Below are 22,882 nucleotides of genomic sequence, written 5' to 3'. Positions count from 1 at the left end.
ATGAGTGAGATCAGTTGTATAGAATGCGGTGGTGACGCGGTTATCGTCAGCGAGGTTGGGATTGTGCGCCTATATCGTTGCGAAAAATGCGGTAAGGAATTTTATGCTCGGGTTCATTACGTTCATGATCCTATTTCCTTGGGGATTAAGACATATAAAGCTAAAATTAACGCTGCTGATCCAACAGCCGTGACGAAATTGCGAATTAAGGTGCGCAAGGTGTTTTCCGGGAAGACAAATTTCCGACCAGATGATTTAGATCGTCAGATTGCTTCTGGATTGCCATGGTGGGACCTTGGTTTTTACTCGGAAGATGAATTGAGTGGTTTGGAATCAAGCGCAAAAAAAATGAATTTGGACATATTATTTGAATTGGATGGTACTGAGTGATGCTCAAGGTTTCCAGGATAGTATGGCTTTAATATTATATTGATCGCATTTTTAATTTTGAAAATTATTGAATCAGGGGGTTTTATATGGAAAGCTCGACGCTGGTGCGCGTCGGTATCATAAGATTTAGATCCTTTTGGCTGAGAAAAACCAAGGCTACCCTACCAAAAAATATGTGCTTGTGGCACAGGAAGAAATAATTTGCTATCACGTACGCAGTTGGTAGGGTTTAAGCATTTTGGCACGTAAAGCATAGTTTTGTTCGCGGCCATAGTGCTCTAGTTAACACTGATTTTCAGATAAAATGATCTCTACTAGTTTAGCTAAACAACATTAAAAGAATAATTTCATCTATGTCAACTACATTTTCGACATTAGATCACGCCGAACTATGCCAGCTTGCTGTTAACGCAAGCGCATCTGGCGATGATGGCGCGGCAATTGCCTACTTCAAGGAGGCTGCATCGCGCCCTGACGCCTCCGGCACGACGCACTTTTTGCTTGGCGCTCATTATGCCCAGATCCAGATGTACGACCGTGCCGTCGGCGAAATGGAGTCCGCCCTCGCGCTCGATCCTGGCTTGTCGATCGCACGGTTTCAGTTAGGCTTGCTTTGGCTGACCAACGGCAATGCCGAGCGTGCCGTCACGGTACTCTCCCCATTGCAGGAGCTGACGGACAGCGATCCACTACGCCTGTTCGGTCACGGCTTGATTTTGCTCGCGCAAAATCAGCTGCCCGAGGCCAGTGCCGCGCTGGCAAAAGGTATCGAACTGAACCACACCAATCTTGCGCTTAACAAGGACATGCAAATGTTCATCGACGATATTGCGAAAGCGATCGCGGATAATCCGGCGCCATCGGCCGTCCCCGCCCCGGCGGCAACGGCCGACGAGCCTGCTGAAGACAACCCCTACCACCGACACCTGCTCATGTCCGCATACGGTGGCACGCTACCGACGTAAGTCACCCACGATCAGCTACAATCGGCGGCAATGCGGCACCTGCCCAGGCAGAACCCGCACTGCCGCCGCCAGCCCAACGCACCGCCACGCCGCACCCACCATCTCCCGGACCTAGAATCATGCAACAACAGACATCGCAAGAAGACCTGACGCGCCAGCGCGACCGCACCGAGGAGTATCTCGCGGCGGACCCCACCAACAAGAAATTGCTTACCCGCGCAATCGAGCTCAACCTTGCCCTGTCCAACCCGGCCGGCGCCGAGCCACACGCAGCGGCGGCCGTCGCCGCTTTCCCGCAAGATCCGATGATCGTCTGCCTGCAAGCCCACGTCTTCGCCGCCCAGCAGCGCTGGAGCGATGCGGCGCCGATCTACGCCGCCTTGCTCAGCCAGATCAGCGATCCCGACCTGGCCTTCAGCCTTGCCACCTGCCAGTTCTGGCTCGGCCAGCACCAGGCTGCGCTGGACACGATGGCGCCGTTCGAACGCGCTCCCGACTTGCCTGCGGCAACGGTTACCTTGCTGGTCCGTGCGAATCACCACATCGGCAATACCGCACGCGCCATCGAACTGATCGAGCAGCACGAAGCGCGCTTGTCGGCCGATCCAGTGTTCCTGGCCGCCGCCAGCCTCGCCTATGCAGACAGCAACAAAGGCGCCGAAGCAATCCGACTGAGCGAAGCCGCACTCGCGCACGGCGCGCGTCCGCTCGAAGCTCTGGTCGTCAGTGCGACCTTGTGCCTGGAAGACGCCGATGCCGACGGCGCCCTCGCGCTGTTCCAGGAAGCGCTCGCCCTCAATCCCCAGGAAGGCCGCATCTGGAATGGCCTCGGCATGGCCAACCTGCTCAAGCGCGACTTCCCTGCGGCTGGCCAGCAACTCGAACGCGCCGCCGAGCTGATGCCATCGAACATCGCCAACTGGACCTCGCTCGGCTGGTGTCGCGTGATGAGCAACCAGCCGGCCAAGGCGGACGCCGCCTTCTCGCGTGCCCTTGAACTCAACCCCGACATGAGCGAAACCCATGGCTCGATTGCGTTTGTCGCCGCATTGCGCGGTGAGCGCGTCGCGGCCGAGGCAGCCTTGCAGCGCGCCCTGCGTCTGAACCCCCAATCCGTGACCGGCACCATGGCCCGCATGGCGCTCGACGGCAAGCTGAGCGACCTGGAGCAGTTCCGCAGCACCACGCTCAAAGCGACAGCCGGCCGCACGAACCTGTTCGGTGTCGACTTTAAGGTCGTGGCCGAACGCGTTCTCGACGTCGCATCCCCCGCCGCGCATCCAAAGCAGTAAGGCGCCGCCGGCTTGAAGACAGGTAGGCTGATCATTTCCACGCATGCGATGCGTGGAATGCGCCGTCTTCCAGCCGAGTCAGGCACGCCGGCGCGGCAAAACCTGCTTTCCAAGGTAGCGGCGATCTGACATAGTACAGACTGTCAGTTCCCTCACTCGCGCAACAGCGTGGCTTCCCTATTTTTAGATCGTCGAAGTTATGGTTTCAATCATTCGTTCCCCCGCCATCTCGGAAGAGAGGCGCAAGCTCAAGAGCCGGCGTACGGTTGCCAGCGAGGCCAGTAGCGCTGCTGCTGCCGCACCGGCAGCGCTCAGTGCGCTAACGGCGCCGGCCGCCAGTGCCCTTGCACCGCTGCCCGCAGCAGCATTGCGGCCACCGGCTCCAGCCGCACCGCCCCCGCCAGTGCCGCCCCCGCCGGCGCCGCCCGCGCCCGACATGAAGGTCTTGATCGCCCAGGCGCGCCAATCGGTCCTTGCGGAGTTCAAGGTCGAAGCCGACAAAGCACGCGAACTGGGCCGCGAGCGCGGCCTGCAGGAAGGGCGCCAGAGCGGCGCCGAGGAAGCCAAAAAAACCTTCGAATCCGAGCTGGCCCGGGTGCGCTCGATCGCCGACGCGCTGCAGCAGGCCACCGCCACCGGCTTCAAGGGCCTGGAAGACATGGCCGTCGCCATCGCCTTCGAAGCGGTGTGCAAGATGATGGGGAGCGCCGCCGTCACGCGCGAGGGCATCCATGCGCTGGTGAGCGAGGCGGCGGCGCACGCGGTCAGCAGCGAAAAGGTGGTGGTCCGCCTGCATCCTGGCGACCTGGCGGCCTTGCGCGAGGTTGGGGCACTGGACGACGCACTGCCCTCAGGCACCCTGGTGTCGTGGAGCGGCGACAAGAAGGTCGCCCTGGGCGGCTGCATCGTGGAAACCGAAAATGGCGAACTCGATGCCCGCCTCGAAACCCAACTCGAACGGCTGCGCGCGACGCTGGTCGGCGCGCGCGCCAATCCTCAGTAAGTTGTCCGTCCGTCGCCGCACAGGCTCTGCGCAGCCTGTGCGATCGCGCCGGCAATCTGCGGATCGTCTTCCATCGTCAGTTGCACCTGGTCGACCATGGCGTAAAACGCCGGATCGTTGATCAACTCTTCGCCGAACTCGGCGAGCAACACCGATTCGAGAAAAATCCGGAAAGCCTTGCGCCCGCGCTCGGGATCGGCCGGGTCGAGTGCTGCCACGCGCTGCTGCAGCAGGCCGCTCATGCGCGCGCGCGCCTGCGCCGGCCTGGAGCGCAGCGGAGGTTTCTCGGCCATGGCCAGGCCGCGCCGGTCGTTTTTGCCGACCCGGCTGCTCATTTCGGCACGGATCGTCGCGACGATCTGCTGCACGCTGTTTATTCCCGCCATGGACCCGCTTTCGTTCTTGTTGATCGCTACCACACCATATCGCAGGCGTTCACCGCATTCGCCGCCCGCCGCAACAATCCCAGCGCCTTATTGTGAATCTGCGACACGCGTCCCTTGGTCAAGCCCATGGTCTGGGCAATGGCGGCAAACGGCACCTGGTTCAGATAATGGTACTTTATCACCATTCGTTCCTGCTCAGGCAGGTTGCCCACCAGTGCTTGTATCTTGCTGCGCAGTTGAGTCATCTCGACCCGCGTGTAATGCTGGTCGGCCACTGTGGCGTCTTCATGGTAGTACACCACCGGATCGTCGAGCACGTAACCGAGTGCCAGCCCGATGGCCACGTCGGCCAGTTGCTGGAACAGGTCCCCGGTGCCGGCGTCGAGCGCCTCCCGGGCCGATTCGCGCCGCTCGATCTGCAGCCGCCTGCGGGTGTTCACCTGGGTGCGCTTTTCGCTCATCTGGCCGATGCCGTCGAGAATGGCGCCGTTGATACGGTGCGCGGCAAACGTTTTGAACTGGTTGCCCATGCCCGGGTCGAAGCGGTCGACCGCCTCGATCAGACCGATGGTGCCGAATTGCAGGTATTCATTGAATTCGAGGTCGTGGTCGATGCGGCCGGCGAACATCTTGGCGGCGAGCATGCGCACGAAGGGCAGGTAGGCTTCAATCAGGCGCGTACGCGCGGCCGCGGCGCCGCCACGCGCAGCTTTCCACAGCGCCGGCTCGTCGGCCAGCGCGGTGGACATGGGGGCGCCAACGGCGCCTTGTGAAGCAGGACGTTGCACAGGCCCGCTAATTGAAGGTGCCGAGCAGGGCGCGGATCACCAGGTTCCAGCCGTCGATCAGCACGAACATCAAGATCTTGAGCGGCAGCGAAATGGTCACCGGCGGCACCATCATCATGCCCAGCGCCATCAATATGGTGGAGACGATCAGGTCGATCAGCACGAAGGGCAAAAAGATCACGAAGCCGATCTGGAAGGCCGCGCGCAGTTCCGACAGCATGAAGGCCGGAATCAGTTGCACCGTCGAGATGTCGTCGACCGTGGTCGGGGTCGGGGCTTTGGCGATCTCGACCATCAACTGCAAGTCCTGCTCGCGCGTCTGGCGCACCATGAAGTCGCGGATCGGACGCAGCGCCGTGTCGAACGCCGGCTGGGCTTCCATCTTGCCGTTCATGAAGGGCTGGAACGCTTGGTCGTTCACTTGCGTGAGCACCGGCGCCATCGTGAAGAAGGTCAAGAACAGCGCCAGACTCATCAGCACGGTATTCGGCGGGGTTTCCTGCATGCCCATGGCGTGGCGCAGCATCGACAGCACCACCGTGATGCGGATGAAGGAGGTGACCGACACCAGCAGCGCCGGCGCCAGGCTGAGCACGGTCAGGCCGAGCAGGATTTTCAGCGCGGCCGACACCTGGCTGGCCTGGCCGCCGGCGCCGTTGATGTTGATGTCGACGCCGGGCAGGCTGACGGCCGGTGCGCCGGCCGCCATGGCGCTGGCGGCAACGCCGCACAGCAAGGCGCACAGCAGGGCGGCGCGCAAGACGGGTTTATGCATGTTGGTCTCCTTGCGCGGCCGCGACCGCCTTGGCCTCGACCGCCACGGCGCTGCGGCTGCTCACCAGGCGCAAGCCGTTATCGCTTTCGGCCAGCAGCAGTTCTTCGCCGTCGTAGTGCACCACGTGCAAGGTGCTGCGCCGGCTCAGTCGCATCGATTCGATGGTGCGCAGGCGGCGCGCCTGCCGCAGCGGTCCGCCGCCCTTGAGCGAGTAGCGCTTCAGTGCGAAGATGACGCCGTACGCCGCCAGCGCCGCCAGCACCAGGCCGGCCATGCTTTGGTAGGCCAGCGATCCGGCGCCTTGCTTGTCCTGCTTGAACGGAATCGGGGTATGCGCCGCAGCACGCGGCGCCGCCGGAGGCGCGGACGGCGCCTCGGCGCGCGCGGCCGCCGGCAGCGCCATTGTCAGGCTCAGCAGCAAAACGCCGAGGGCAGCGCGCAGTGCGTTCATGGCTGGCCGACTTTCGGCAGTTCCGTGATGCGCACGCCGAAGTTGTCGTCCACCGCCACCAGCTGGCCGCGCGCGACGATATTGCCTTCGAGCAGAACGTCCACCGGCGAGTCGAGTGCCGCGTCCAGCTTGAGGATGTGCTCTTCCTTCATGTTCATCAGTTCGCCGATACTGACCACCGCATCGCCGATCTTTACCGACAGCTTGACCTTGACGTTCTGGATCACGTCCAGGTTGCCGCTGAGGATGGAGTGGCCCTGGCCGCTGCCCGCTTGCAGTTCCGGCAAGTCGATATGCTGGGGTGCGCTGTTGCTTTGTTGCTCGTTCATCTTGCATTCCTTTAGAGTATCGCCGCGCTCAGCGCGCAGCCTTGATCAGTTCGACGGCGTAGGCGCCGTCCAGCGCGCCGAGGTGGGCGCTGCAGACGGTGGTATCGCCCGGCCCGGTGACGCGCAATTCCTGATCGGTGGCCATCGGCAGCGCCAGCACGTCGCCCACGGCGAGCGTGCGCAGGTAGCCCAGGGTCAGTTCGGTACGGCACAGTTCCACGCTCAGCGGCACCGGCAAGGCCGCCAAGGCGCGGTGCAGGCTGGTCAGGGGAGCGGCGCCGGCGCGCGCGCGTAGCGGGGGCGGCGCCGGCAGCACTGCCGCCGGCAGCAGCAGGCGCAAGGCGCGCTCGCCCAGCTGCACGCTGCACACCACCGCGCCGGAGCCCGGGCGGGTCAGGTGCGCGGGAAGCGCTTGCGCGGGCGCTGACTGTGAGGTGCGTCCGGTGAGCGCACTGAACAGGGTTTGCAGCAAGTCTTCCAGCGCGTCTTTGGCCACCCCGCCACCAAGGTGCGAGGCCATGTTGTGGCCGCTGGCGGCATCGAGGTCCGACAAGCCGAACACCAGCTGTTCCAGATAGCGCTCCATGCCCGCAGGAACAACGGCCCACACTGGCAGGCCGCCGTCCAGCTGGCGGCAGCGCAACTCGCCCGCCGCCAGCCGGCCAACCTGGTCGCTGGCGGCGGCGCAGCCGAGCGCATGGTCGGGCAGGGTGGTCCAGGCAGCGCCCCACTGGGCCAGTGCGGCGCTGGCGCAGGCCGCCAGCGCATTGCCGCTGCTGCGCTTTAGCAACTGAAAAGGAGAAACGTTCACGGGTCCGCCTTAGCCTTTCATGCGCATCAAGGTGTCGAGCATCTCGTTCGCCGTGCTGATCAGTTCCGATGAAGCCTGGTAGCCGCGCTGGGTGACGATGATCGCCGAAAATGCCTTGGACAGGTCGACGTTCGAGCCTTCCACCGACTTGGCGCTGATGGCGCTGCCGTCTTCGCCGGCAACGCCCAGCTTGACCGCCTGCGAGTTGGTGCTCTTGAAGGTGTTGCCACCGACCTGGTCCAGGTCGGTGGCGGTATTGACCTGCGCCAGCGCCAGCTGCTGGCCGCTGCTGGTCTGGCCATTCGAGTAGTTGATCACCATCTTGCCGGCCTTGTCGAAGGTGACCTTGCTCAGGGCGCCCTGACCGTAGCCGTCCACGGTTGGCGTGCTGATGTTGGCCAGCCCGGCCGGCAGCACCGTCATGCCCGCGTTCAAGGTCAAGGTCATCGGCATTTTGGCCGCGTCCGCCGGTGCATAGTTGAACGACACGGTCGAGCGGGCCGGGTCCAGCTTGCCGTCGATGAAGCGCACTTCGCCGCTGCCCACGGTGGTGGTGCCATCCTTGATCGTCACCAGCCAGCTGCCGGCGGTGACGGCGCCGTTGTTCTTGAACTCGACCGACAAGGCGCGGTTGGCGCCGACGCTGTCGATCACGTTGATGCCGCTGACCACCTTGGGCGATTCGGCGAGCGACAGGCTGCCGCCCAGCTTGATGCTGGTGCTGGGCAGCGCGGCGTTGATGCGCGAGCCTTCCAGGGTAATGTCTTTCAGGGCGCCCTCGGCGCTCAGCTGCTGCACCTTGTCCCCGGCGGCGTTGGTCAGGATGCCGTCGTTGTTGAAGTTGAAGCGGCCGTCGCGCGTGTAGCTGGTATTGCCGGCGGCGTCGTGCAGCACGAAAAAGCCGTTGCCGTCGATCGCCACGTCAAGGTCGCTGGTGGTCTGGTTGATCGGGCCCTGGGTAAAGTCGACCATGGTCGGCAGGGTGCCCAGCCCCGAGCCGCTGTGGGTGCCGGTCTTGCCGGCGCCCGCGCCGGCGCTGTTGCCGCCGGCCGAAAACAGGGCGGCGAACTGGCTGTTGGCGCCCTTGAAGCCGGGCGTATTCAGGTTGGCTACGTTGTTGCTGATGGTTTCCAGTTCCTTGGAGAAGCCGATCAGACCCGAGGTGCCGATATTGATTGATTTGAGCATGGGATGTCCTTGGGTCTATTTAACGTCGAGAATCTGCTTGCGCTCGATATTGTTGATGTCGGCGCCGGCTGCCGGCTTGACCGACAGGGTCGGCGTGGTGCCGCTGAACGAGACGTTGCTGACCACGCCCGTGGTGTAGGCGTTGTTGTTGAGCAAGCTGACCGTCTTGCCAAGCAGGGCCACGGTCTGGGTCGCGGTTTGCACCGACACCAGCTGGTTGATCCCGCTTAGCATCTGCTGGGTTTGCTCAAGCTGGGAAAACTGGGCCAGCTGGGCCACGAACGCCGTGTTGTCCATCGGCTTCAACGGGTTTTGCGAATTGAGCTGGGTCAGCAGGATGCGCAGGAAATCCTGCTGGTTGACCGAGCTGTTGCTCGTCGCGTTGACGGTGTTGACGCTATCGATTGCCATGATGGTTTCCTGTGGGGGTGATCGGGGCAGCGCTTTCGTGCGCGGCCGGTTCGTCGGTGTCCAGTGCCTGTGCAAAATCCGCGCGCGTGGACGCCGGCAGGGCGGCGCCGGCGCGCAGCAGCGCTTTGCCGTTGACGGTGGCGCCTTTCAGGCGCAGGCCGGCGCTGGCCATGTCGCCGGCCAGGCGGTAGAGCAGGCTCATCGACTGAGCCGGATCGAGCTCGCCATCGCGGATCCAAACGTCGACGTCCTTGCCCTTGCCGGTCAGGTGCATCAGACGCTTTTCCCAGACCGGCTTGTCGCCCAGTTCGGCGTCGGTGTCGGCCGCCTGGTGCGCGGGCGTTGCTTCCTGGGCATCGCCTTCCTCGGTGCTGGCGGCCAGCGTGGCGCTCAGGCGCACCGGCTCGCGCGCGGCCACCGCCGGCAAAGCCGGCGCGGCGCTCTCGAGCGCCAGCTGGAGCGCGCCGCCGCGCCCGGCCGCCGCTGCCGCCGTCAGCGCCATGCCGCTATCGGGCGCGTCGGGGGGCGGTGCGTTCGTGGTGGCGGGGGCGGAAAGGATGGCGGGGCCTCGCGGCGCGTGGGCCGCTGGCCCGTGCGCTATCACACTGGCGTTTTGCGCCGTGGCCGCTGGCGCGGTCTGTTGCGCCGCAGCCGCAGCCGCAGCGGGCGCCGCAGCGGGCGCCGCGCTTGTGGCCTGCGGGCTGGCCTCGGGAACGCGTTCGGCTGCAGGGCGCGCGTTGTCGCTGCCTTGCTGGCCCGCGTCGTCGGGGCGCTTTTCGGGTGCGGCGTCGCGCGCGCGCTCTTCTTCGCGCTCGACGCTGCGTTCGGCCTGCGGCATCGGGCGCAGGGTGGCCGGCGGCGCTGCCGCGGCTTTGGCGCTGGCGCGGTCCTGGGCGCCGCCGGCCTTGCCCATGCCGGCCAACTGGGCCAGCTCCATCTGGCGCAGCCAGCTCTCGCGCTGATTGGCGGCGTCGGCCTGGCGCGTCGCGGCGGACTTGTCGTCCGGGGCGGGGATAAAGGCGCTGATTTTTGTCACGTGGTTTTCCTCCAATGAATTCGTTGCAGCCAGTTGTCGTCGGACAGCTGGTAGCCTTGCTTGGCGACTTTCTGGTCATGCTCGCCGGCCTGCGCTTCCTTGTCGCGGTCCAGGCTTTCGGCGAACTTGCGTGCGTCGATCAGGCGCAGGTACATGGCGTCGCGCTCCTCTTCGGCGGCGCGCAGCGCGACCACCTTGGCCTGCAGCTGCACCTGCACCTGCAGCATGTAGTCGTGGGCGCGCCGCTGGCCGGCGATGTCGAGCGCAGCCTGGGCCTGGCGCTGGGCGATGATGTCGGCGCGCACCGCCGCGAACTGCCCGGCCAGCGCGTCGCACTCTTGCTGCAGCGCGCGTGCGGCCTGGTTCAATACGGCGAGCTCGCCGGCGATCTCGTCGATTTCCCAGGCCGTCACGCTGCGCACCGGTTCGAGTGCGTAAGCGAAGCCGCGGCGGTCGCCGCTCATGCCGTCTGCTCCCCGCCGGCGCCGGCCGCGTCGGTACGCTGGGCCATGACCTCGCGCAGGGCCGCCATGGCGTCGGCGCGGGCGATCCCGCTCGCTTCGCGCTGGCGCAGGAAGCGGGTCAGGGCCGGCCACAGGGCAATGGCGTTGTCGATCTCGGCGCTGCTGCCGGCGCGGTAAGCGCCCATGTCGATCAGCTGGCGGTTGCGGTCGTACACCGCCAGGCATTCGAGCGTGTCGTGCACCAGTGTCTGGTCGTCCTCGGTAGTCAGGTCGCCGAACAGGCGGCTGACGCTGTGCAGCACGTCGATGGCCGGGTAGTGCCCCTGTTGCGCCAGGCGCCGCGCCAGCACGATGTGGCCGTCCAGGGTAGCGCGCAGCATGTCCGAGATCGGCTCGTTGAAGTCGTCGCCTTCGACCAGTACTGTATACAAGGCGGTAATGGCGCCGCCCGAGTCGGCCGTGCCGCAGCGCTCGCACAGTTCCGGCAGTTCGGCGAACACGGACGGGGTGTAGCCGCGCGCGGTCGGCGGCTCGCCGATCGACAGGCCGATTTCGCGGCGTGCCATGGCGAAGCGGGTCACCGAATCCATGGTGAGCATGACTTGCTTGCCGGCGTCGCGGAAGTATTCGGCAATCGCCGTGGCAGCGTAGGCCGCGCGCGCGCGCGCCAGCGCCGGCTGGTCCGAGGTGGCGACCACCACCACCGAGCGCGCCAGCCCTTCCGGGCCCAGGTGCTTGTCGATGAATTCGCGCACTTCGCGCCCGCGCTCGCCGATCAGGGCAATCACATTGACCTCGGCCAGGGTATTGCGGGCGATCATGCCGAGCAAGGTGCTCTTGCCGACACCGCTACCGGCAAAAATGCCGACGCGCTGGCCGTGGCCCATGGTCAGCATGCTGTCGATCACGCGCACGCCGGTTTCCAACACGGTCGTCACGCGCGGGCGCGAGAGCGGGTTGAGGGGCGTGGCCTTGAGGGGACGAAACTCGCTGGCGTGGATCGGCGCGCCGCCGTCGAGTGGGTCGCCAAAGGCGTCGATCACGCGGCCCAGCAAGCCCTGGCCGACCGCGATGCGCGGCATCCGCCCGGTGGCGACGACTTCGCTGCCCACCCCGATGCCCTGGATTTCGCCGTAGGGCATGAGCATGACGCGGCCGTCGCGCAGGCCGACCACTTCGGCGCGCACGCTGGCGCCGCCGCGGCGCGGGCGGATCTCGCAGATCTCGCCGACCAGCGCGTCCGGCCCGCACGACTCGATGCTCAGGCCCGCCAGCTGGCGTACGTGCCCGACTTTTCGCACCAGATCGGCCGAGCGGATGGCGTCGAGGTAGCGCTGCATCAGGCGCTCCGACGCATGGCCTGGCGCAGGCGCGCCAGCAGGCCGGCCGCGGTGGCGCCACTGGCCGGGCCGGCGGGGCTGGCGGCGTGTTGCCCGGCACGCTCGGCCAGGCGTTCCAGCAGGCGCTGCGCCGCTTGTGGATGCAGGGGCGTACCGGCGTCGCCGCCGAGGCGCGCGCGCTGCTGCTGCGGGTGGGCTTCCAGGTAGGCCTGGCGCCATGGCCAGTCGCTCAGCGCCAGCACCTGGCGCACCAGCCACACCGGTTCATCGGCCAGCACCTGCAGCATGGCGGCCGCCGACGCCTTGTGCAGCGGGCCCTGGTCGGCCACCGCGCGCGCGCCGCCGGCCTGGCGGGCGATCGAGGGATCGGCCGGAATGCCGAGTTCCTTCAGATCGGCCAGGTGGCCGGCCAGGATGCGGCGGTCTTGCTCACCCAGCTGGGACAGGATCCAGCGCTGGTCGGCCTGGCCGAGGCCGTGTAGCAGCAGGGCCGATTGGCGGTGCGCGGGCATCAGAACTGGTCCTTGCGCGCAGCCGCTGGCGCGTCCAGCCAGTCGTTGACCTGGTTCAGGAGCAGGCGCCGCTGTTCCAGGGTCAGTTGCGGCTGGGCCGGGCGCGCGAACAGGCGCCAGGCCAGGGCCAGCACGGCCAGCACGATCAGCGCGCCCAGGGCCAGCAGCAGCGTGTTGGCCGATGCGGCGGCGGGGGCGGAGGTGGCGCCGATCGCGGCGGGCGCTGCCGCCTGGGCCGGCACGGCCTGGGCCAGCGCCGCGCCAGCGGCCGGCACGGTCGCCATCTGGTCCATCGAATACACCGCGACGGCGTCGCCGCGCGCCTTGTCGATGCCGGCCGCCAGCGCGACCACATCGCGTACCCGGTCCAGGCGCGCCTGGTCGAGCGCGCCGCTGACCACCACGGCCACGTTGACCCGGCTGATGGCGCCTGCCGAGGCGACCACCTGTTCCACCCGGCGCCCGACCTGGTAGTCGGTTTCGCTGGTGACCGTGCCGTTGGCAGGACCGGCGCCGGCCGGCGCCGAGGCATCGGCAGGACCGTCGCGCGAGGTCATGCGTTCGCGCACCATCACGCCGGCGCCCGCGCCCTCGCCCTCGCCGGACGCATCCTTGCCCAGCACGTTTTCGGTAGTGGTCTTGATGTGCTTGTGGTTGAGCGTGACGTCGACGCTGGCGATGCCCTGGCCGGGGCCGAAGGTGCGGTCGAGCATGGCCGATATCTTCTTGTTCAGATAGGTTTCTAGCGCACGCTTGTCGTCCAGGCTGTCGCCGCCTGCCGCGCCCTCGTCGCCCTCGGCGCCGCTGCGCCGGGTCAGCGCCACGCCGTTATGGTCGACGATAGTCACGTCGCTGGCCCTGATGTCGGGCACGGCGGCCGCGACCAGGCGCTGGATGCCCTGCACCTGGGCCGTGTCGAGCGTGCGGCCAGGCTTCATGGCGATGCTGATCGAGGCCTTGGCCTGCTTGACGTTCTTCTTGAACAGGGCCTGCTCGGCCATCACCAGGTGCACCCGCACGGTCGCCACTTCGTCGAGCGAGAGGATGGTGCGGGTCAGTTCGCCCTGCAGGGCGCGCTGATAGTTGACCTTCTGGGTGAACTCGGTCATGCCGACTTCGCTCGAATTGAACAGTTCCAGGCCGACCGCCCCGCGCAGCGGCAGTTCCTTGGCCACCAGCTTCAGGCGCGTGCGGTGCACCATCTCGGCCGGGACCAGGATGGTGTTGCCGTCGCCGCTGAGGCGGTACGGGGTTTTCAGTTTGTCCAGCTCGGCCGTCATGGTGGCGGCGTCCTGCGGGGCCAGGTCGGAGAACAGGACCTGGTAGTCGGTGCGCAGCAGCAGGGCGCCGAGCGCCACGGTGAGGGCGGCGATCAGCAGCACGCCGATCACCAGTCCGGTGCGGGCGCGCTGGTCGGCGCGTTGCCAGTAGTCGTTAAAAGCGGTCACGAGTTGCAGCCTTTACATTTGCATTTGCATGAGTTCGCGATAGCCGTCCAGCAGATGGTTCCGGACTTGCATTACGAGTTGCATGGAGAGCTTGGCCTGCTCGAGGTTGATCATGATCTGGTGCAGATTGCTGGCGTCGCCGGCAGCGAGCTGCCCGATGCCCTGGTCGGCCGTGACCAGCTGGCTGTTGACGTCGGCCAGCTGGGTACTGAACCAGCTGGCGAATTCCCCGCTCGGGGCCTTGGCGGCACCTGCCGCGTCGGGCGCGGCCGGCATGGCCAGCGGCGGCAGGAATGTGATGGCGTCGATACTCATTGCGGACCTCCCAGGTCGAGTGCTTTCAGGGCCATGGTCTTGGCGGCGTTCATCGCCACCACGTTCGCTTCATAGGCGCGCAGGGCGCTGGCCAGGTTGACCATTTCGGTCACCTGGTTCACCCCCGGCATGGCCACGTAACCCTTGGCATCGGCGTCCGGGTTGCCCGGCTCGTACACCATGCGCGGCGCCACGTTGGCTTCTTCGATGCGCACCACTTCGGCGCCACGCAGGGCGGCGCCCTGGAGCTGGGTGAAACCGGCGGCGAAACTGGCGCCGGCTTCGCCCACCTTGACCGTCAGCGGACGGAACAGCTTGCCATCCGGGCCGCGCGTGCTGTGTACATTGGCCAGGTTGACGGCGGTGGTGTCGAGACGCGTCTTTTCGACCGTCATGCCGCTGGCGCTGATGGCGAATGCGTTACGGTAATCCATCAGCGTTTTCCTTCCGCGACGGCTGCGCTCATGATCGACATATGCTTGCCGAGGGCCTTGACCAGGGCCTGGTAGTGGACCGTGTTCTGGGCCATGTCGGCCACTTCCAGGTCGAGCATGGCACTGCGGTCGGCCTCGCCCGATGGCGCCAGGCGCATGACGACCGGACGCACACCACCGAGCATGGCGGCGGTGACCGGCTCGCCCTGGTTCAGCGCGGCGCGCGCGGCGCCCATCTGCTGTTCGAAATCGACGCGCGCCGGCGCGAAGCCCGGCGTGTTGACGTTGGCGATATTGTGCGCGATGGTCTGCTGGCGCAGGCTGGCCGCGTCGAGGGCCAGCCGCACCATGTCGACGGTGACGGCTTCAGTGGAACCGAACATGGGTGAAACTCCTGTAGTAAATGAGGCGCATGGGTTATTGGATGACGAGGTCGGCGTGCAGCGCGCCGGCCGCTTTCACCGCGCGCAGGATCGAGATGATGTCGCGGGTGCTGGTCTTGATGCGGGTCAGGGCCTGGATCAGGTCGGCCACGGAATTGTTGGAGGCGCTCACAAAGCCGGTTTCATCGCGCTCGCTGACCCGGATGCGCGAATTGGCTACCGTTTCCGTGCGCACGTCGGGACCGGTCTGGCGCACCAGCAGCGGCTGCGAGACGCTGTTGTCGGTCACGATCGACAGTTTCAGGTCGCCGTGCGAGATCACCACGCGCGCGATGCGCACGTCGCCCCCCGAGACGACGGTTCCGGTGCGCTCGTCGACCACCACCCGTGCGCGGTTGTCCGGCTCGACGCCGAGGCGTTCGATGCGGGTGATGAATTCGACCAGGTTGGCGCGCGCGTTCTCGGGTACCGCGATCTCGATGCCGGCGGCGTCGACCGCCTTGGCCAGCGCAAGCCCGAACGCGCCATTGATGGCGCCGGCGATGCGCGAGGCGGTGGTGTAGTCGGCCTCGGCCAGGGTGAAGGTCATGGTGTTGTCGGCACTGAGGATGTTGGCGCGCACCGCCACTTCGACCGTGGCGCCGCCAGGAATAGCGCCCACGGTCGGATGGTTCTTTTGGGCCACGCTGCCGTTCATGTCGTATTTATAGCCGCCCACGAACAGCGCGCCCTGGGCCAGCGCGTAGACCTTGCCGTTCGGCCCTTTGAGCGGGGAAATCAGCAGGTTGCCGCCGGCCAGGCTGCGGGCGTCGCCGATCGAGGTGACGGTGACGTCGATGGTGTCTCCTTCGCGCGCCACGGCCGGCAGTTTGGCGGTGATCATCACGGCGGCGGCATTGCGGCTCTGGATATCGTCCGGCAGCACGGCCACGTCGAACTGGGCCAGCACGTTGGCGATCGACTGGCGCGTGGCCTTGTTGCCGGCCGAGTCGCCGGTGCCCGCCAGGCCCGTCACCAGGCCATAGCCGACCAGGGCGTTGTCGCGCCAGCCGGCGAACTTGCCGATGTCCTTCAGGCGCACGGTGTCGGCGTGGACCGGCGCGGCGGCGGCCAGCGCAAGCAGAAGGAGAGCGAACAGGCGGCGCATCAGAAGCCCGCCCAGGTGAACAGGCGCGACCACAGGCCCGGACGCTGGCGCGCAGCCAGGTCGCCATCGCCCAGGTAGCTGATTTTAGCGTCGGCGATGCGGAACGACATGACCGTGTTGGCATCGGAAATGTCGAGCGTGCGCACGCGGCCTTCGACCTTGATCACCTGCTTGTCGGAGTTAATTTCCAGCATTTGCTCGCCGGCGACCAGCAAGTCGCCATTGGGTGCGGTGCCGGTGATGGTGACGCTCATCTGGGCCAGCAGTTTGCCGGCGCGCTGCACCGTGCCGCCGCCGTCGAAGGTATTGTTGGCGCCCACGGCCAGGTTGTGCGCGTGGCGGTCGGCGGCCGCTTGCACCCCGACCGTGTTGTTGCGCTGGAGCTGGGTGTCGGCGCTGGTCAGGGCGCTCGAACTCTCGTAGATCATGATCGTCAGCACGTCCCCGGGCAAGTGGGCGCGCTTGTCCGAGGCCAGCGGGCGGTAGGTTTTTTCGTTGTACAGATTATCCGCGTGGGTGGTGCCGCAGCACAGGGCCAAGAGCAGCGGCAGGGAGAGTATCCGGATGTTCATCGATTCGCTTTCAGTTAATTTTGACCAAAGCCGGGCCAACGACTTCGGCGCGCACGGTACCGCTGGCGCCGGCCGGACGGACCTCGATCCGTTGGCCGACGTTGCCGTCGGACAGGGCGGTGGCGCGTGATTCCAGCACGATCGCACCATCCTGCAGTTGCAGGCGGATGCTCTCGCCCTGGGCCACCGCCAGTTCCGGCTGCAAGGCCGACACCAGCAAGGGCGCGCCGGCCGCCAGGGATTGCTTGAGGCGCCCGCGCACCGCGCCGCACGCGAGCGGTGCGGCGGGACCGTCGAGCGCGGTCACATCGTCCTCGCGCACGACCAGGCTGGTGCAGTCGGGCAGGGCGCCCGCTTGCAGGTCGCGCGCGGCCACCAGCAGCGGGCGGAAAGCGCGCACCTGGAAGGGCAGCGCGACCGCACGCGCGAACGCGCCGTCGACCGCGATATCGACCCACACCTGCATGCGGCGGCGCGGCGCCAGGCCGGCCGCCAGAGGGCGCGCTGTGAATGCCACTTTACCGGCCGGCACTTGCAGCTCGGCCAGCGGCGCGGCCAGTTGCAGTTCCACCCGGCTGTGGCTGGCGGCGAGGTGCGTACGCAGCTGCTCTTCGGCCACCGCCACCAGCTGGCGCGCATCGAAAGCCTGCGCGCGGCGCTCGATGCTGACCGCGTTCTCGCCCGCCAGCCGCCATGCCAGTCCGCGTGAGCGGAGGGTGCGTTCCAGTTCCGCGCGCGAGATGCGGGCGCTGTAGCCGGGCAGGGGAGCAGGGCCCAGGTCGAGCACGCCCAGCGCGGCCGCGTTCTCGCCCTGTACGCTGGCGATGTCGGCCAGGGTGATACGCGCGCCTGTCACCAGGGCGCTGCCTTTCAGCGTTACCTGGACGGCAGCCAGCGCGCCGCTGCTTGCCAGCAGCAGGGCGATCAGGGACAGGAGGGGCAGGGCGCGCATCACAGGTTCAGCGGCGCAGGTTGTTGGTCAGGCCCATGATCTCGTCCGAGGCCTGGATCACCTTCGAGCTCATCTCGTATGCGCGCTGGGCGATCATGAGGGTGACCATTTCGTCGACCAGGGTCACGTTCGAGTTTTCCAGCGCGCCTTGTGCGAGCACGCCCATGCCCTGCTGCCCCGGTTTGCCGATGTTGGCGTCGCCCGAGGCTTCGGTCGGCGCGTAGATGCCGCCGGCGAGCGCATTGAGCGCCGACGGGTTGGCGAAGCTGGCCAGGTCGATCTGGCCGATCTCGGTCAGGGGGCCGTTGGCGCTCATCTGGGCCGACACCTTGCCGTCGGCGCCGATCTTGACCGATGCGGCGTTGGCCGGCACGTGGATGGCGGCCTTGAGCACATAGCCGTCGGCGGTGGCAAGATAATTATCCTTGCTGATCTGCAGGGCGCCGCCGCGCGTGTAGCCGCGGCTGCCGTCGGCCAGGGTGACTTCGATGAAGCCGGCGCCGTTGATGGCCAGATCCATCGGTGCGTTGGTCTGGGCCAGGGCGCCCGGCGCAAAATCCTTGGCCACGCTGCCGACGCTGATGCCCAGGCCCAGCGGGCCGTTCAGGCCGGCGCGCGCGGCGCCTTGCTGGTTCGGGTCGACGTGCATCATTTCCTGGAAATTAACGCGGCCCTTCTTGAAGCCGGCCGTGCTGACGTTGGCCAGGTTGTTGGCGATGGCGTCGATGTTTTGCTGCTGGGCTTGCATGCCGGTGGCGGCGATGTACAGTGAATCGTTCATGATCATCCTGGAGTAAAAGGTGGGGCGGCTCAGAACTGGCCGAGTTTCTGGATGGCGCTGGCGATTTTTTCGTCATAGCCCTGGAACAGCTTCTGGGCCGCTTCGAAGTGGCGCGTGGTTTCCATCATGCTGACCATCTCGCGCATCGGGGTCACGTTCGAGTTTTCCAGGTAGCCGACCTGCAGTTCAGGCTTCGCTTCGGTGGCGCCGTCCATGCCGGCCGCCGCCTGCAACAGGCCGGCGCCGTTCTTGACCAGTGCCCTGGCGTCGGCGAAGCGCACCAGTTTGACTTGGCCGATGGTGGCGCCATCCTGGGTGATGCGCCCGCTGTGGTCGATAGCGGCGGCCGCGCCGTTCAACACCAGGTCGCCCTGCATGCCTTGCAGCGCGTAGCCGGCTTGCGACACCAGGCGCCCGCGCGCGTCGAGATGGAAGTCGCCGGCGCGCGTGTATGCCGGCCCCTGGGGTGTGGCCAGTTCGAAGTAGCCGTCGCCGGCAATGGCCAGGTCGAACGGCTTGTTGGTCTGCTTGAAGGCGCCGGCCGACAGGTCGAGCACGCTGTTAATCGTCGGCGCCCGGGCCGGGCTGGAAAGCGCGTCTAGCTGTGGTGCGGCCAGCATGGCGTCGAAGGCGCCGGCCACGGGAATGGCGCGCTTGTAGCCCGGCGTGGCGATATTGACCATGTTCTGGCTGATGGTGTCCATGCGGCGCAGGTCGTTCTGCATGCTCTGCACGGAGGCGATAAGGGCGTTGCTCATGCTTTTCCTCGGGGTTCTTGTTCAGGTCGCTGGTGGAGTTACAGCGATACGGTGGCATAGGCGCGCAGTTCAAGCGAATTGGGCACTTCGGCAAGCGACAGCACCCGTAGCTGCGGCACCATGCGCTCGGACAGGGTGCGGATATGGCGCCGCAGTTCGGGCGCGCACAGCAGCACCGGCATCAGGTTCGCCTTCATCATTTTTTCTGCCTGCTGGGCCAGGCGCGTGATGACCTGCTCGGCGAATTTCGGCTCGACCACCATGGCGCCGCCGCTTTCGACCGCGCGTATGTTTTGCAGCAAGGTGTGCTCGATCGTTGGATCGAGCGTAATGACTTGCAAGGTATTACTGCCGTTGGTCAGCGACTGGCAGATCAGCGAGCCCAGGCGTTGACGCACGAGTTCGGTCAGGTAGGCCGGGTCCTTGCTGTTCTTGGCATGGTCGACCAGGGTTTCGATGACGGCGTCGAGGTTGCGGATCGATACTTTTTCCTTGAGCAGGTTTTGCAGCACGCGTTGCACCTCGCCCACGCCGAGTACGGTGGGGACGATTTCTTCGACCAGGCCGGGCTGGGCGTCGCGCACGCGCCCCAGCAGGCGTTCCGTTTCCGGGCGCGTGAGCAGGGTGGCGGCGTGCTGGCGCAGCACTTCGCACAAGTGGGTCATGAACACTGTCGGCGGGTCGACCAGGGTGTACTTGGCGGCCATCGCTTCGGCGCGGCCGGCTTCCTCGATCCAGACGGCCGGCAGGCCGAAGCTCGGTTCCTTGGTATCGATCCCGGCCAGCTTGGCAATCTCGCCGCCCGGATGGATCGCCAGGATACGGTCGCGCCGGATCTCGCCCCTTGCCACGGCCACGCCGAATATCAGGATTTCGTAGGCATTCGCGCCCAGCCGCGGACTGGCGCGGAAACGCGCGCTCGGCAGCACCAGTCCCGACTCGAGCGCGTACTGCTTGCGGAAGGTGGCGATGCGTTCCATGAACAGGGCCTGGTCGGTTTCCATCATTGGCACCAGGTCCACGCCCAGTTGCACTTCCACCGGTTCGATTGGCAGCAGCCCGTAGGCATCGTCGTCCTTGGCGCCGGTTGCCGCGGGCGCGCCGGGCTTGGCGGGATCGGCGCCCTCGGCCACGGCGCTTGGGGCCAGGTCGCCCGACTTGCGGCGCAGCAGCATCACGGCGCCGAACAGGAGCGCCAGGCTGAGTGGCGGCCAGACCGGTATGCCGGGCATGAACATCAGCGCTACCATGGTCAGGGTGACCATGGCCAGCGGTTTGGTGAAGGAGGTGATCTGGCGGAAGGCGGCATTGCCGAGGTTGTCGTCTGAGGCCGAGCGGGTGACGATCAGGCCGGTCGCCACCGAAATGACCAGCGCCGGCACCTGGGTCACGATGCCGTCGCCGATGGTGAGCAGGGTAAACGTTTGCATGGCCTGGTCCCACGGCATGCCGAGCTGCATGACGCCGATTACCAGGCCGCCCACGCTGTTGATCAGCATGATGATGATGCCGGCAATAGCGTCGCCCTTGACGAACTTGCTGGCGCCGTCCATGGCGCCGTAGAAAGCTGCTTCGCGGCTGATGTTGGCGCGCCGGCGCTGGGCTTCTTCCTGGTCGATGAAGCCCATGTTGAGGTCGGCGTCGATGCTCATCTGCTGGCCCGGCATGCTGTCGAGCGTGAAGCGGGCCGCTACTTCCGAGACGCGCTGGGCGCCGCTGGTGACGACCACATACTGGACCACGACCAGGATCAGGAACACGATCAGGCCGATGACGAAGTTGCCCCCTACGACGTAGGACCCGATGGCGCCGATCACATGGCCGGCGTCGGCGTCGCGCAGGATCAGGCGGGTGGCCGAGATGTTCAGGGCCAGCCGGAAGAGGGTGGCGATCAGCAGCATCGACGGGAAGGTCGAAAACTCGACCGGCTTGGACATGTAGAAGGTCAGCAGCAGGATCAGCAGGGCGAAGCTGAAGTTGGCCAGGATCAGGAAGTCGAGCAGGCCTGGCGGCACTGGCGCGAACAGCATGAACAGCACGCCGACCACCAGCAGTACCATGGCGATGTCGGTGTTGGCCCCGAGGACGCGGCGCAGGGCGTTCAAGCGGCGCTCCCGGCGCGGCCCTGGCGCATGGCGTACACCCAGATCAGGATCTTGGCCACGCGCGGGTACAGGTCTTCGGGCACGTACTGGTCGGCGCCGATGCGTTTGTACAGCTCGCGCGCGAGCGGGCGGTTCTCGACAATGGGAATGTTCAGCTCGCGCGCGGCCTGGCGCATGCGCGCCGCCTGCTTGCCGCTGCCCTTGGCAAGCAGCTTGGGCGCGGGCATCTCGCCGTGCCGGTAGGACAAGGCGATGGCAATATGAGTCGGGTTGGTAATGAGCACGTCTGCCTCGGGTAATTTGCGCGCGGAACGCGACTGTTTCAGCATTTCATTGCGCAGCTGGCGCAGGCGGCTGCGGATGCGCGGATCGCCCTCCTTTTGCTTGTGTTCGTCGGTGATGTCGCGATGGCTCATCCGCATCTTCTTGGCGAAGTCCCAGCGCGTGTACAGCACGTCGATCATGGCCAGCAGCAGCACCGCCAGCATCAGCTTGAACAGCAGCGGGCCGACCTTGCCGAGCACCAGGGCAGCGTGCCCGCGCGCATCAATGTAGCTGAGCTTCATCAAATCCGGCATCAGGGCCCGCATGGCGCTCCAGGCCACCAGGCCCAGCAAGACCAGCTTGCCCACGCTGCGTGCCGCTTCGTACAGCATCTTCAGGGAAAACAGGCGCTCCAGGCCCGTGGCCGGGTTAAGGCGCTTGAAATCGGGCGTGATCGGATCGAAACTGAACACCCCGCCGGTCTGGCTGACGTTGACCACCAGAGCCACCAGCGCCAGCCCGAGCAGCAGCGGCAGCAGGGCGGAGACGCCGCTGGCGAACAGCTGTACCAGCCACATGGCGATGTTGTCGCTGGCCCAGTCGCTGCGCCCGGCCTGGCCGAAGGTCTGGCGCGCCAGCAGCAGCACGCGCTGGGCGATCGCGGGGCCCGAGGCGAAGCAGACCCCGACCAGCAGCGCCAGCACAGCGGCGTAGTTGGCCTCGACGCTCTTGGAAACCTGGCCGCGTTTTTGCGCCTCGCGCAGCTTGTGTGGGGTGGCGTCCTGGCTTTTGTCCTGTCCTTCGTCCGACATCAGAGCACCGCATCCCAGAACGAAAACACGGTATTGAAAATGCGTTCGGCCACCACCCCGATGTGGTTCGCCATCAGGGCGAGCATGCTGAGGCCGACCACGATCTTGATCGGGGCCGCCAGCACGAAGATATTCATCTGCTGCAGGTTGCGCGACAATACCGCCAGCGCCAGTTCCACCAGGAACAGGCAGAACAGCACCGGCGCCGCCAGGGTCAGCCCGAGCGTGAACACGATGCCGAACTGGCGCATGATGATGGCCGGGTCGGGCTGGGCCAGGCCGGCGCCGAGCGGAATGCGTTCGAGCGAGTACGCGAAGCCGCGCAGTAGCGCGTGGTGCGCATCCATGCCGAAGAACAGGGCCACGGCCAGCATCGCCAGCAGGGACGCCAGTAAAGGCGCCTGGGCGCGCGTGACCGGATCGAATACGTTGGCGATGTTAAAGCCGATCTGCAGGTCGAGCGCATTGCCGGCGAAGGAAAAGGCGGCGAAGGCGGCAAAGATGCCGAAGGCCATCAGCGCGCCCACCATGAGTTCGTTAATGCCGGCACCGATCAGCGCCGGCACGTCGGAAGGCGGATGGGGCGGCAGCAGGCGCATGCCCGACACCAGCATGGCCGAGAGCGCGAGGATCAGCAACACGCGCACCCGGACAGGCAAGCCGAGCGCCTGCAGCAGCGGAGTCAGCAGCAATAGGGCCGACAGGCGCAGGGAGCAGAGCAGCACGGCGATCAGCCAGGCCGGATTGAAGTCGAACGTCATCGGGGAAAG

General features: G+C 66.1%; 28 protein-coding genes. 4 read left to right on the top strand and 24 right to left on the bottom strand.

What is annotated here, in order from left to right:
* The 4 genes from F1609_RS20935 to F1609_RS20920 all read left to right on the top strand — a co-directional run bounded on the left by F1609_RS20935 (position 1) and on the right by F1609_RS20920 (position 3,650).
* On the top strand, positions 1-390 hold the full coding sequence (locus F1609_RS20935) for a hypothetical protein (RefSeq protein ID WP_167078594.1): 390 nt from the start codon (positions 1-3) through the stop codon (positions 388-390).
* Between the two features lie 353 nt (positions 391-743).
* Positions 744-1,355 carry a tetratricopeptide repeat protein gene (locus tag F1609_RS20930; RefSeq protein ID WP_167078593.1) on the top strand — a complete coding sequence of 204 codons (612 nt, stop codon included), beginning with the start codon at positions 744-746 and terminating at the stop codon, positions 1,353-1,355.
* 119 nt (positions 1,356-1,474) lie between these two features.
* Positions 1,475-2,647, top strand: a complete 1,173-nt coding sequence (locus tag F1609_RS20925) for a tetratricopeptide repeat protein (RefSeq protein WP_167078592.1) — start codon at positions 1,475-1,477, stop codon at positions 2,645-2,647.
* 436 nt (positions 2,648-3,083) lie between these two features.
* Positions 3,084-3,650, top strand: coding sequence for a FliH/SctL family protein (locus tag F1609_RS20920; protein WP_167078591.1), 567 nt, complete (start codon positions 3,084-3,086; stop codon positions 3,648-3,650).
* On the opposite strand, the gene F1609_RS20915 is transcribed toward F1609_RS20920, so the two are convergent.
* The 24 genes from F1609_RS20915 to F1609_RS20800 are packed head-to-tail and all read right to left on the bottom strand — an operon-like array spanning position 3,644 to position 22,873.
* On the bottom strand, positions 3,644-4,036 hold the full coding sequence (locus tag F1609_RS20915) for a hypothetical protein (protein WP_167078590.1): 393 nt from the start codon (positions 4,034-4,036) through the stop codon (positions 3,644-3,646). The genes F1609_RS20920 and F1609_RS20915 overlap by 7 nt on opposite strands.
* Positions 4,037-4,062: 26 nt before the next feature.
* Positions 4,063-4,785, bottom strand: coding sequence for a sigma-70 family RNA polymerase sigma factor (locus F1609_RS20910; protein WP_167078589.1), 723 nt, complete (start codon positions 4,783-4,785; stop codon positions 4,063-4,065).
* A 46-nt stretch (positions 4,786-4,831) separates the two neighbouring features.
* Positions 4,832-5,599, bottom strand: coding sequence for a flagellar type III secretion system pore protein FliP (gene fliP, locus F1609_RS20905; protein WP_167078588.1), 768 nt, complete (start codon positions 5,597-5,599; stop codon positions 4,832-4,834).
* Positions 5,592-6,050: a flagellar biosynthetic protein FliO gene (locus F1609_RS20900; protein WP_167078587.1), complete on the bottom strand. Its 459-nt coding sequence runs from the start codon at positions 6,048-6,050 to the stop codon at positions 5,592-5,594. The genes fliP and F1609_RS20900 overlap by 8 nt, the downstream gene beginning before the upstream one ends.
* Positions 6,047-6,379, bottom strand: coding sequence for a FliM/FliN family flagellar motor switch protein (locus tag F1609_RS20895; RefSeq protein WP_167078586.1), 333 nt, complete (start codon positions 6,377-6,379; stop codon positions 6,047-6,049). The genes F1609_RS20900 and F1609_RS20895 overlap by 4 nt, the downstream gene beginning before the upstream one ends.
* Positions 6,380-6,407: 28 nt before the next feature.
* Positions 6,408-7,190: a FliM/FliN family flagellar motor switch protein gene (locus tag F1609_RS35395; RefSeq protein ID WP_167078585.1), complete on the bottom strand. Its 783-nt coding sequence runs from the start codon at positions 7,188-7,190 to the stop codon at positions 6,408-6,410.
* A gap of 9 nt (positions 7,191-7,199) precedes the next feature.
* The gene (flgF, locus tag F1609_RS20885; protein ID WP_167078584.1) at positions 7,200-8,378 is read right to left on the bottom strand and encodes a flagellar basal-body rod protein FlgF; all 1,179 of its coding nucleotides are present in this window, start codon (positions 8,376-8,378) and stop codon (positions 7,200-7,202) included.
* Between the two features lie 15 nt (positions 8,379-8,393).
* On the bottom strand, positions 8,394-8,789 hold the full coding sequence (locus tag F1609_RS20880) for a flagellar hook assembly protein FlgD (protein ID WP_166875373.1): 396 nt from the start codon (positions 8,787-8,789) through the stop codon (positions 8,394-8,396).
* On the bottom strand, positions 8,776-9,825 hold the full coding sequence (locus F1609_RS20875; RefSeq protein ID WP_167078583.1) for a hypothetical protein: 1,050 nt from the start codon (positions 9,823-9,825) through the stop codon (positions 8,776-8,778). Before F1609_RS20875 ends, F1609_RS20880 begins: the two co-directional genes overlap by 14 nt.
* A complete protein-coding gene (locus tag F1609_RS20870) occupies positions 9,822-10,289 on the bottom strand; it encodes a hypothetical protein (RefSeq protein WP_167078582.1) in 468 nt (155 codons plus the stop codon). Before F1609_RS20870 ends, F1609_RS20875 begins: the two co-directional genes overlap by 4 nt.
* Positions 10,286-11,629 (bottom strand): FliI/YscN family ATPase, encoded by a 1,344-nt coding sequence (locus tag F1609_RS20865; protein ID WP_167078581.1) that lies wholly within the window; start codon positions 11,627-11,629, stop codon positions 10,286-10,288. Before F1609_RS20865 ends, F1609_RS20870 begins: the two co-directional genes overlap by 4 nt.
* Positions 11,629-12,141 carry a hypothetical protein gene (locus F1609_RS20860; RefSeq protein WP_167078580.1) on the bottom strand — a complete coding sequence of 171 codons (513 nt, stop codon included), beginning with the start codon at positions 12,139-12,141 and terminating at the stop codon, positions 11,629-11,631. Before F1609_RS20860 ends, F1609_RS20865 begins: the two co-directional genes overlap by 1 nt.
* Positions 12,141-13,589, bottom strand: coding sequence for a flagellar basal-body MS-ring/collar protein FliF (gene fliF / locus F1609_RS20855; RefSeq protein WP_167078579.1), 1,449 nt, complete (start codon positions 13,587-13,589; stop codon positions 12,141-12,143). The genes F1609_RS20860 and fliF overlap by 1 nt, the downstream gene beginning before the upstream one ends.
* Before the next feature lie 12 nt (positions 13,590-13,601).
* On the bottom strand, positions 13,602-13,904 hold the full coding sequence (gene fliE, locus F1609_RS20850) for a flagellar hook-basal body complex protein FliE (RefSeq protein ID WP_167078578.1): 303 nt from the start codon (positions 13,902-13,904) through the stop codon (positions 13,602-13,604).
* A complete protein-coding gene (gene flgC / locus F1609_RS20845; RefSeq protein ID WP_167078577.1) occupies positions 13,901-14,338 on the bottom strand; it encodes a flagellar basal body rod protein FlgC in 438 nt (145 codons plus the stop codon). The genes fliE and flgC overlap by 4 nt, the downstream gene beginning before the upstream one ends.
* Positions 14,338-14,721: a flagellar basal body rod protein FlgB gene (locus F1609_RS20840; RefSeq protein ID WP_167078576.1), complete on the bottom strand. Its 384-nt coding sequence runs from the start codon at positions 14,719-14,721 to the stop codon at positions 14,338-14,340. Before F1609_RS20840 ends, flgC begins: the two co-directional genes overlap by 1 nt.
* Before the next feature lie 34 nt (positions 14,722-14,755).
* Positions 14,756-15,868, bottom strand: coding sequence for a flagellar basal body P-ring protein FlgI (locus F1609_RS20835; RefSeq protein ID WP_167078575.1), 1,113 nt, complete (start codon positions 15,866-15,868; stop codon positions 14,756-14,758).
* A complete protein-coding gene (locus F1609_RS20830) occupies positions 15,868-16,440 on the bottom strand; it encodes a flagellar basal body L-ring protein FlgH (RefSeq protein ID WP_167078574.1) in 573 nt (190 codons plus the stop codon). The genes F1609_RS20835 and F1609_RS20830 overlap by 1 nt, the downstream gene beginning before the upstream one ends.
* Positions 16,441-16,450: 10 nt before the next feature.
* Complete coding sequence (gene flgA, locus F1609_RS20825; RefSeq protein ID WP_167078573.1) at positions 16,451-17,392, bottom strand: flagellar basal body P-ring formation chaperone FlgA; 942 nt, start codon at positions 17,390-17,392, stop codon at positions 16,451-16,453.
* A gap of 7 nt (positions 17,393-17,399) precedes the next feature.
* Positions 17,400-18,173 (bottom strand): flagellar basal-body rod protein FlgG, encoded by a 774-nt coding sequence (gene flgG, locus F1609_RS20820; protein ID WP_167078572.1) that lies wholly within the window; start codon positions 18,171-18,173, stop codon positions 17,400-17,402.
* A gap of 29 nt (positions 18,174-18,202) precedes the next feature.
* Positions 18,203-18,931 carry a flagellar hook-basal body protein gene (locus tag F1609_RS20815; RefSeq protein WP_167078571.1) on the bottom strand — a complete coding sequence of 243 codons (729 nt, stop codon included), beginning with the start codon at positions 18,929-18,931 and terminating at the stop codon, positions 18,203-18,205.
* 38 nt (positions 18,932-18,969) lie between these two features.
* Entirely contained in the window at positions 18,970-21,036 is a 2,067-nt protein-coding gene (locus tag F1609_RS20810) for a flagellar biosynthesis protein FlhA (RefSeq protein ID WP_167078570.1), read from the bottom strand.
* Positions 21,033-22,112 (bottom strand): EscU/YscU/HrcU family type III secretion system export apparatus switch protein, encoded by a 1,080-nt coding sequence (locus tag F1609_RS20805; RefSeq protein ID WP_167078569.1) that lies wholly within the window; start codon positions 22,110-22,112, stop codon positions 21,033-21,035. The genes F1609_RS20810 and F1609_RS20805 overlap by 4 nt, the downstream gene beginning before the upstream one ends.
* Positions 22,112-22,873, bottom strand: a complete 762-nt coding sequence (locus F1609_RS20800; protein WP_167078568.1) for a flagellar biosynthetic protein FliR — start codon at positions 22,871-22,873, stop codon at positions 22,112-22,114. The genes F1609_RS20805 and F1609_RS20800 overlap by 1 nt, the downstream gene beginning before the upstream one ends.
* Positions 22,874-22,882 lie beyond the last annotated feature (9 nt).

The organism is Massilia aquatica, from assembly GCF_011682045.1.
GTDB lineage: Bacteria > Pseudomonadota > Gammaproteobacteria > Burkholderiales > Burkholderiaceae_D > Telluria_A > Telluria_A aquatica.
The sequence above is the reverse complement of the archived record's forward strand: the minus strand, read 5'-3'. Positions and strand labels throughout refer to the sequence as shown.

Bases quoted from the DNA above. Each gene is read 5' to 3' on its own strand.
- F1609_RS20935 (WP_167078594.1), top strand. From the start codon at position 1: ATGAGTGAGATCAGTTGTATAGAATGCGGTGGTGACGCGGTTATCGTC.
- F1609_RS20930 (WP_167078593.1), top strand. From the start codon at position 744: ATGTCAACTACATTTTCGACATTAGATCACGCCGAACTATGCCAGCTT.
- F1609_RS20925 (WP_167078592.1), top strand. From the start codon at position 1,475: ATGCAACAACAGACATCGCAAGAAGACCTGACGCGCCAGCGCGACCGC.
- F1609_RS20920 (WP_167078591.1), top strand. From the start codon at position 3,084: ATGAAGGTCTTGATCGCCCAGGCGCGCCAATCGGTCCTTGCGGAGTTC.
- F1609_RS20915 (WP_167078590.1), bottom strand. From the start codon at position 4,036: ATGGCGGGAATAAACAGCGTGCAGCAGATCGTCGCGACGATCCGTGCC.
- F1609_RS20910 (WP_167078589.1), bottom strand. From the start codon at position 4,785: ATGTCCACCGCGCTGGCCGACGAGCCGGCGCTGTGGAAAGCTGCGCGT.
- fliP (WP_167078588.1), bottom strand. From the start codon at position 5,599: ATGCATAAACCCGTCTTGCGCGCCGCCCTGCTGTGCGCCTTGCTGTGC.
- F1609_RS20900 (WP_167078587.1), bottom strand. From the start codon at position 6,050: ATGAACGCACTGCGCGCTGCCCTCGGCGTTTTGCTGCTGAGCCTGACA.
- F1609_RS20895 (WP_167078586.1), bottom strand. From the start codon at position 6,379: ATGAACGAGCAACAAAGCAACAGCGCACCCCAGCATATCGACTTGCCG.
- flgF (WP_167078584.1), bottom strand. From the start codon at position 8,378: ATGCTCAAATCAATCAATATCGGCACCTCGGGTCTGATCGGCTTCTCC.
- F1609_RS20880 (WP_166875373.1), bottom strand. From the start codon at position 8,789: ATGGCAATCGATAGCGTCAACACCGTCAACGCGACGAGCAACAGCTCG.
- F1609_RS20870 (WP_167078582.1), bottom strand. From the start codon at position 10,289: ATGAGCGGCGACCGCCGCGGCTTCGCTTACGCACTCGAACCGGTGCGC.
- F1609_RS20865 (WP_167078581.1), bottom strand. From the start codon at position 11,629: ATGCAGCGCTACCTCGACGCCATCCGCTCGGCCGATCTGGTGCGAAAA.
- F1609_RS20860 (WP_167078580.1), bottom strand. From the start codon at position 12,141: ATGCCCGCGCACCGCCAATCGGCCCTGCTGCTACACGGCCTCGGCCAG.
- fliE (WP_167078578.1), bottom strand. From the start codon at position 13,904: ATGAGTATCGACGCCATCACATTCCTGCCGCCGCTGGCCATGCCGGCC.
- flgC (WP_167078577.1), bottom strand. From the start codon at position 14,338: ATGGATTACCGTAACGCATTCGCCATCAGCGCCAGCGGCATGACGGTC.
- F1609_RS20840 (WP_167078576.1), bottom strand. From the start codon at position 14,721: ATGTTCGGTTCCACTGAAGCCGTCACCGTCGACATGGTGCGGCTGGCC.
- F1609_RS20835 (WP_167078575.1), bottom strand. From the start codon at position 15,868: ATGCGCCGCCTGTTCGCTCTCCTTCTGCTTGCGCTGGCCGCCGCCGCG.
- F1609_RS20830 (WP_167078574.1), bottom strand. From the start codon at position 16,440: ATGAACATCCGGATACTCTCCCTGCCGCTGCTCTTGGCCCTGTGCTGC.
- flgA (WP_167078573.1), bottom strand. From the start codon at position 17,392: ATGCGCGCCCTGCCCCTCCTGTCCCTGATCGCCCTGCTGCTGGCAAGC.
- flgG (WP_167078572.1), bottom strand. From the start codon at position 18,173: ATGAACGATTCACTGTACATCGCCGCCACCGGCATGCAAGCCCAGCAG.
- F1609_RS20815 (WP_167078571.1), bottom strand. From the start codon at position 18,931: ATGAGCAACGCCCTTATCGCCTCCGTGCAGAGCATGCAGAACGACCTG.
- F1609_RS20805 (WP_167078569.1), bottom strand. From the start codon at position 22,112: ATGTCGGACGAAGGACAGGACAAAAGCCAGGACGCCACCCCACACAAG.
- F1609_RS20800 (WP_167078568.1), bottom strand. From the start codon at position 22,873: ATGACGTTCGACTTCAATCCGGCCTGGCTGATCGCCGTGCTGCTCTGC.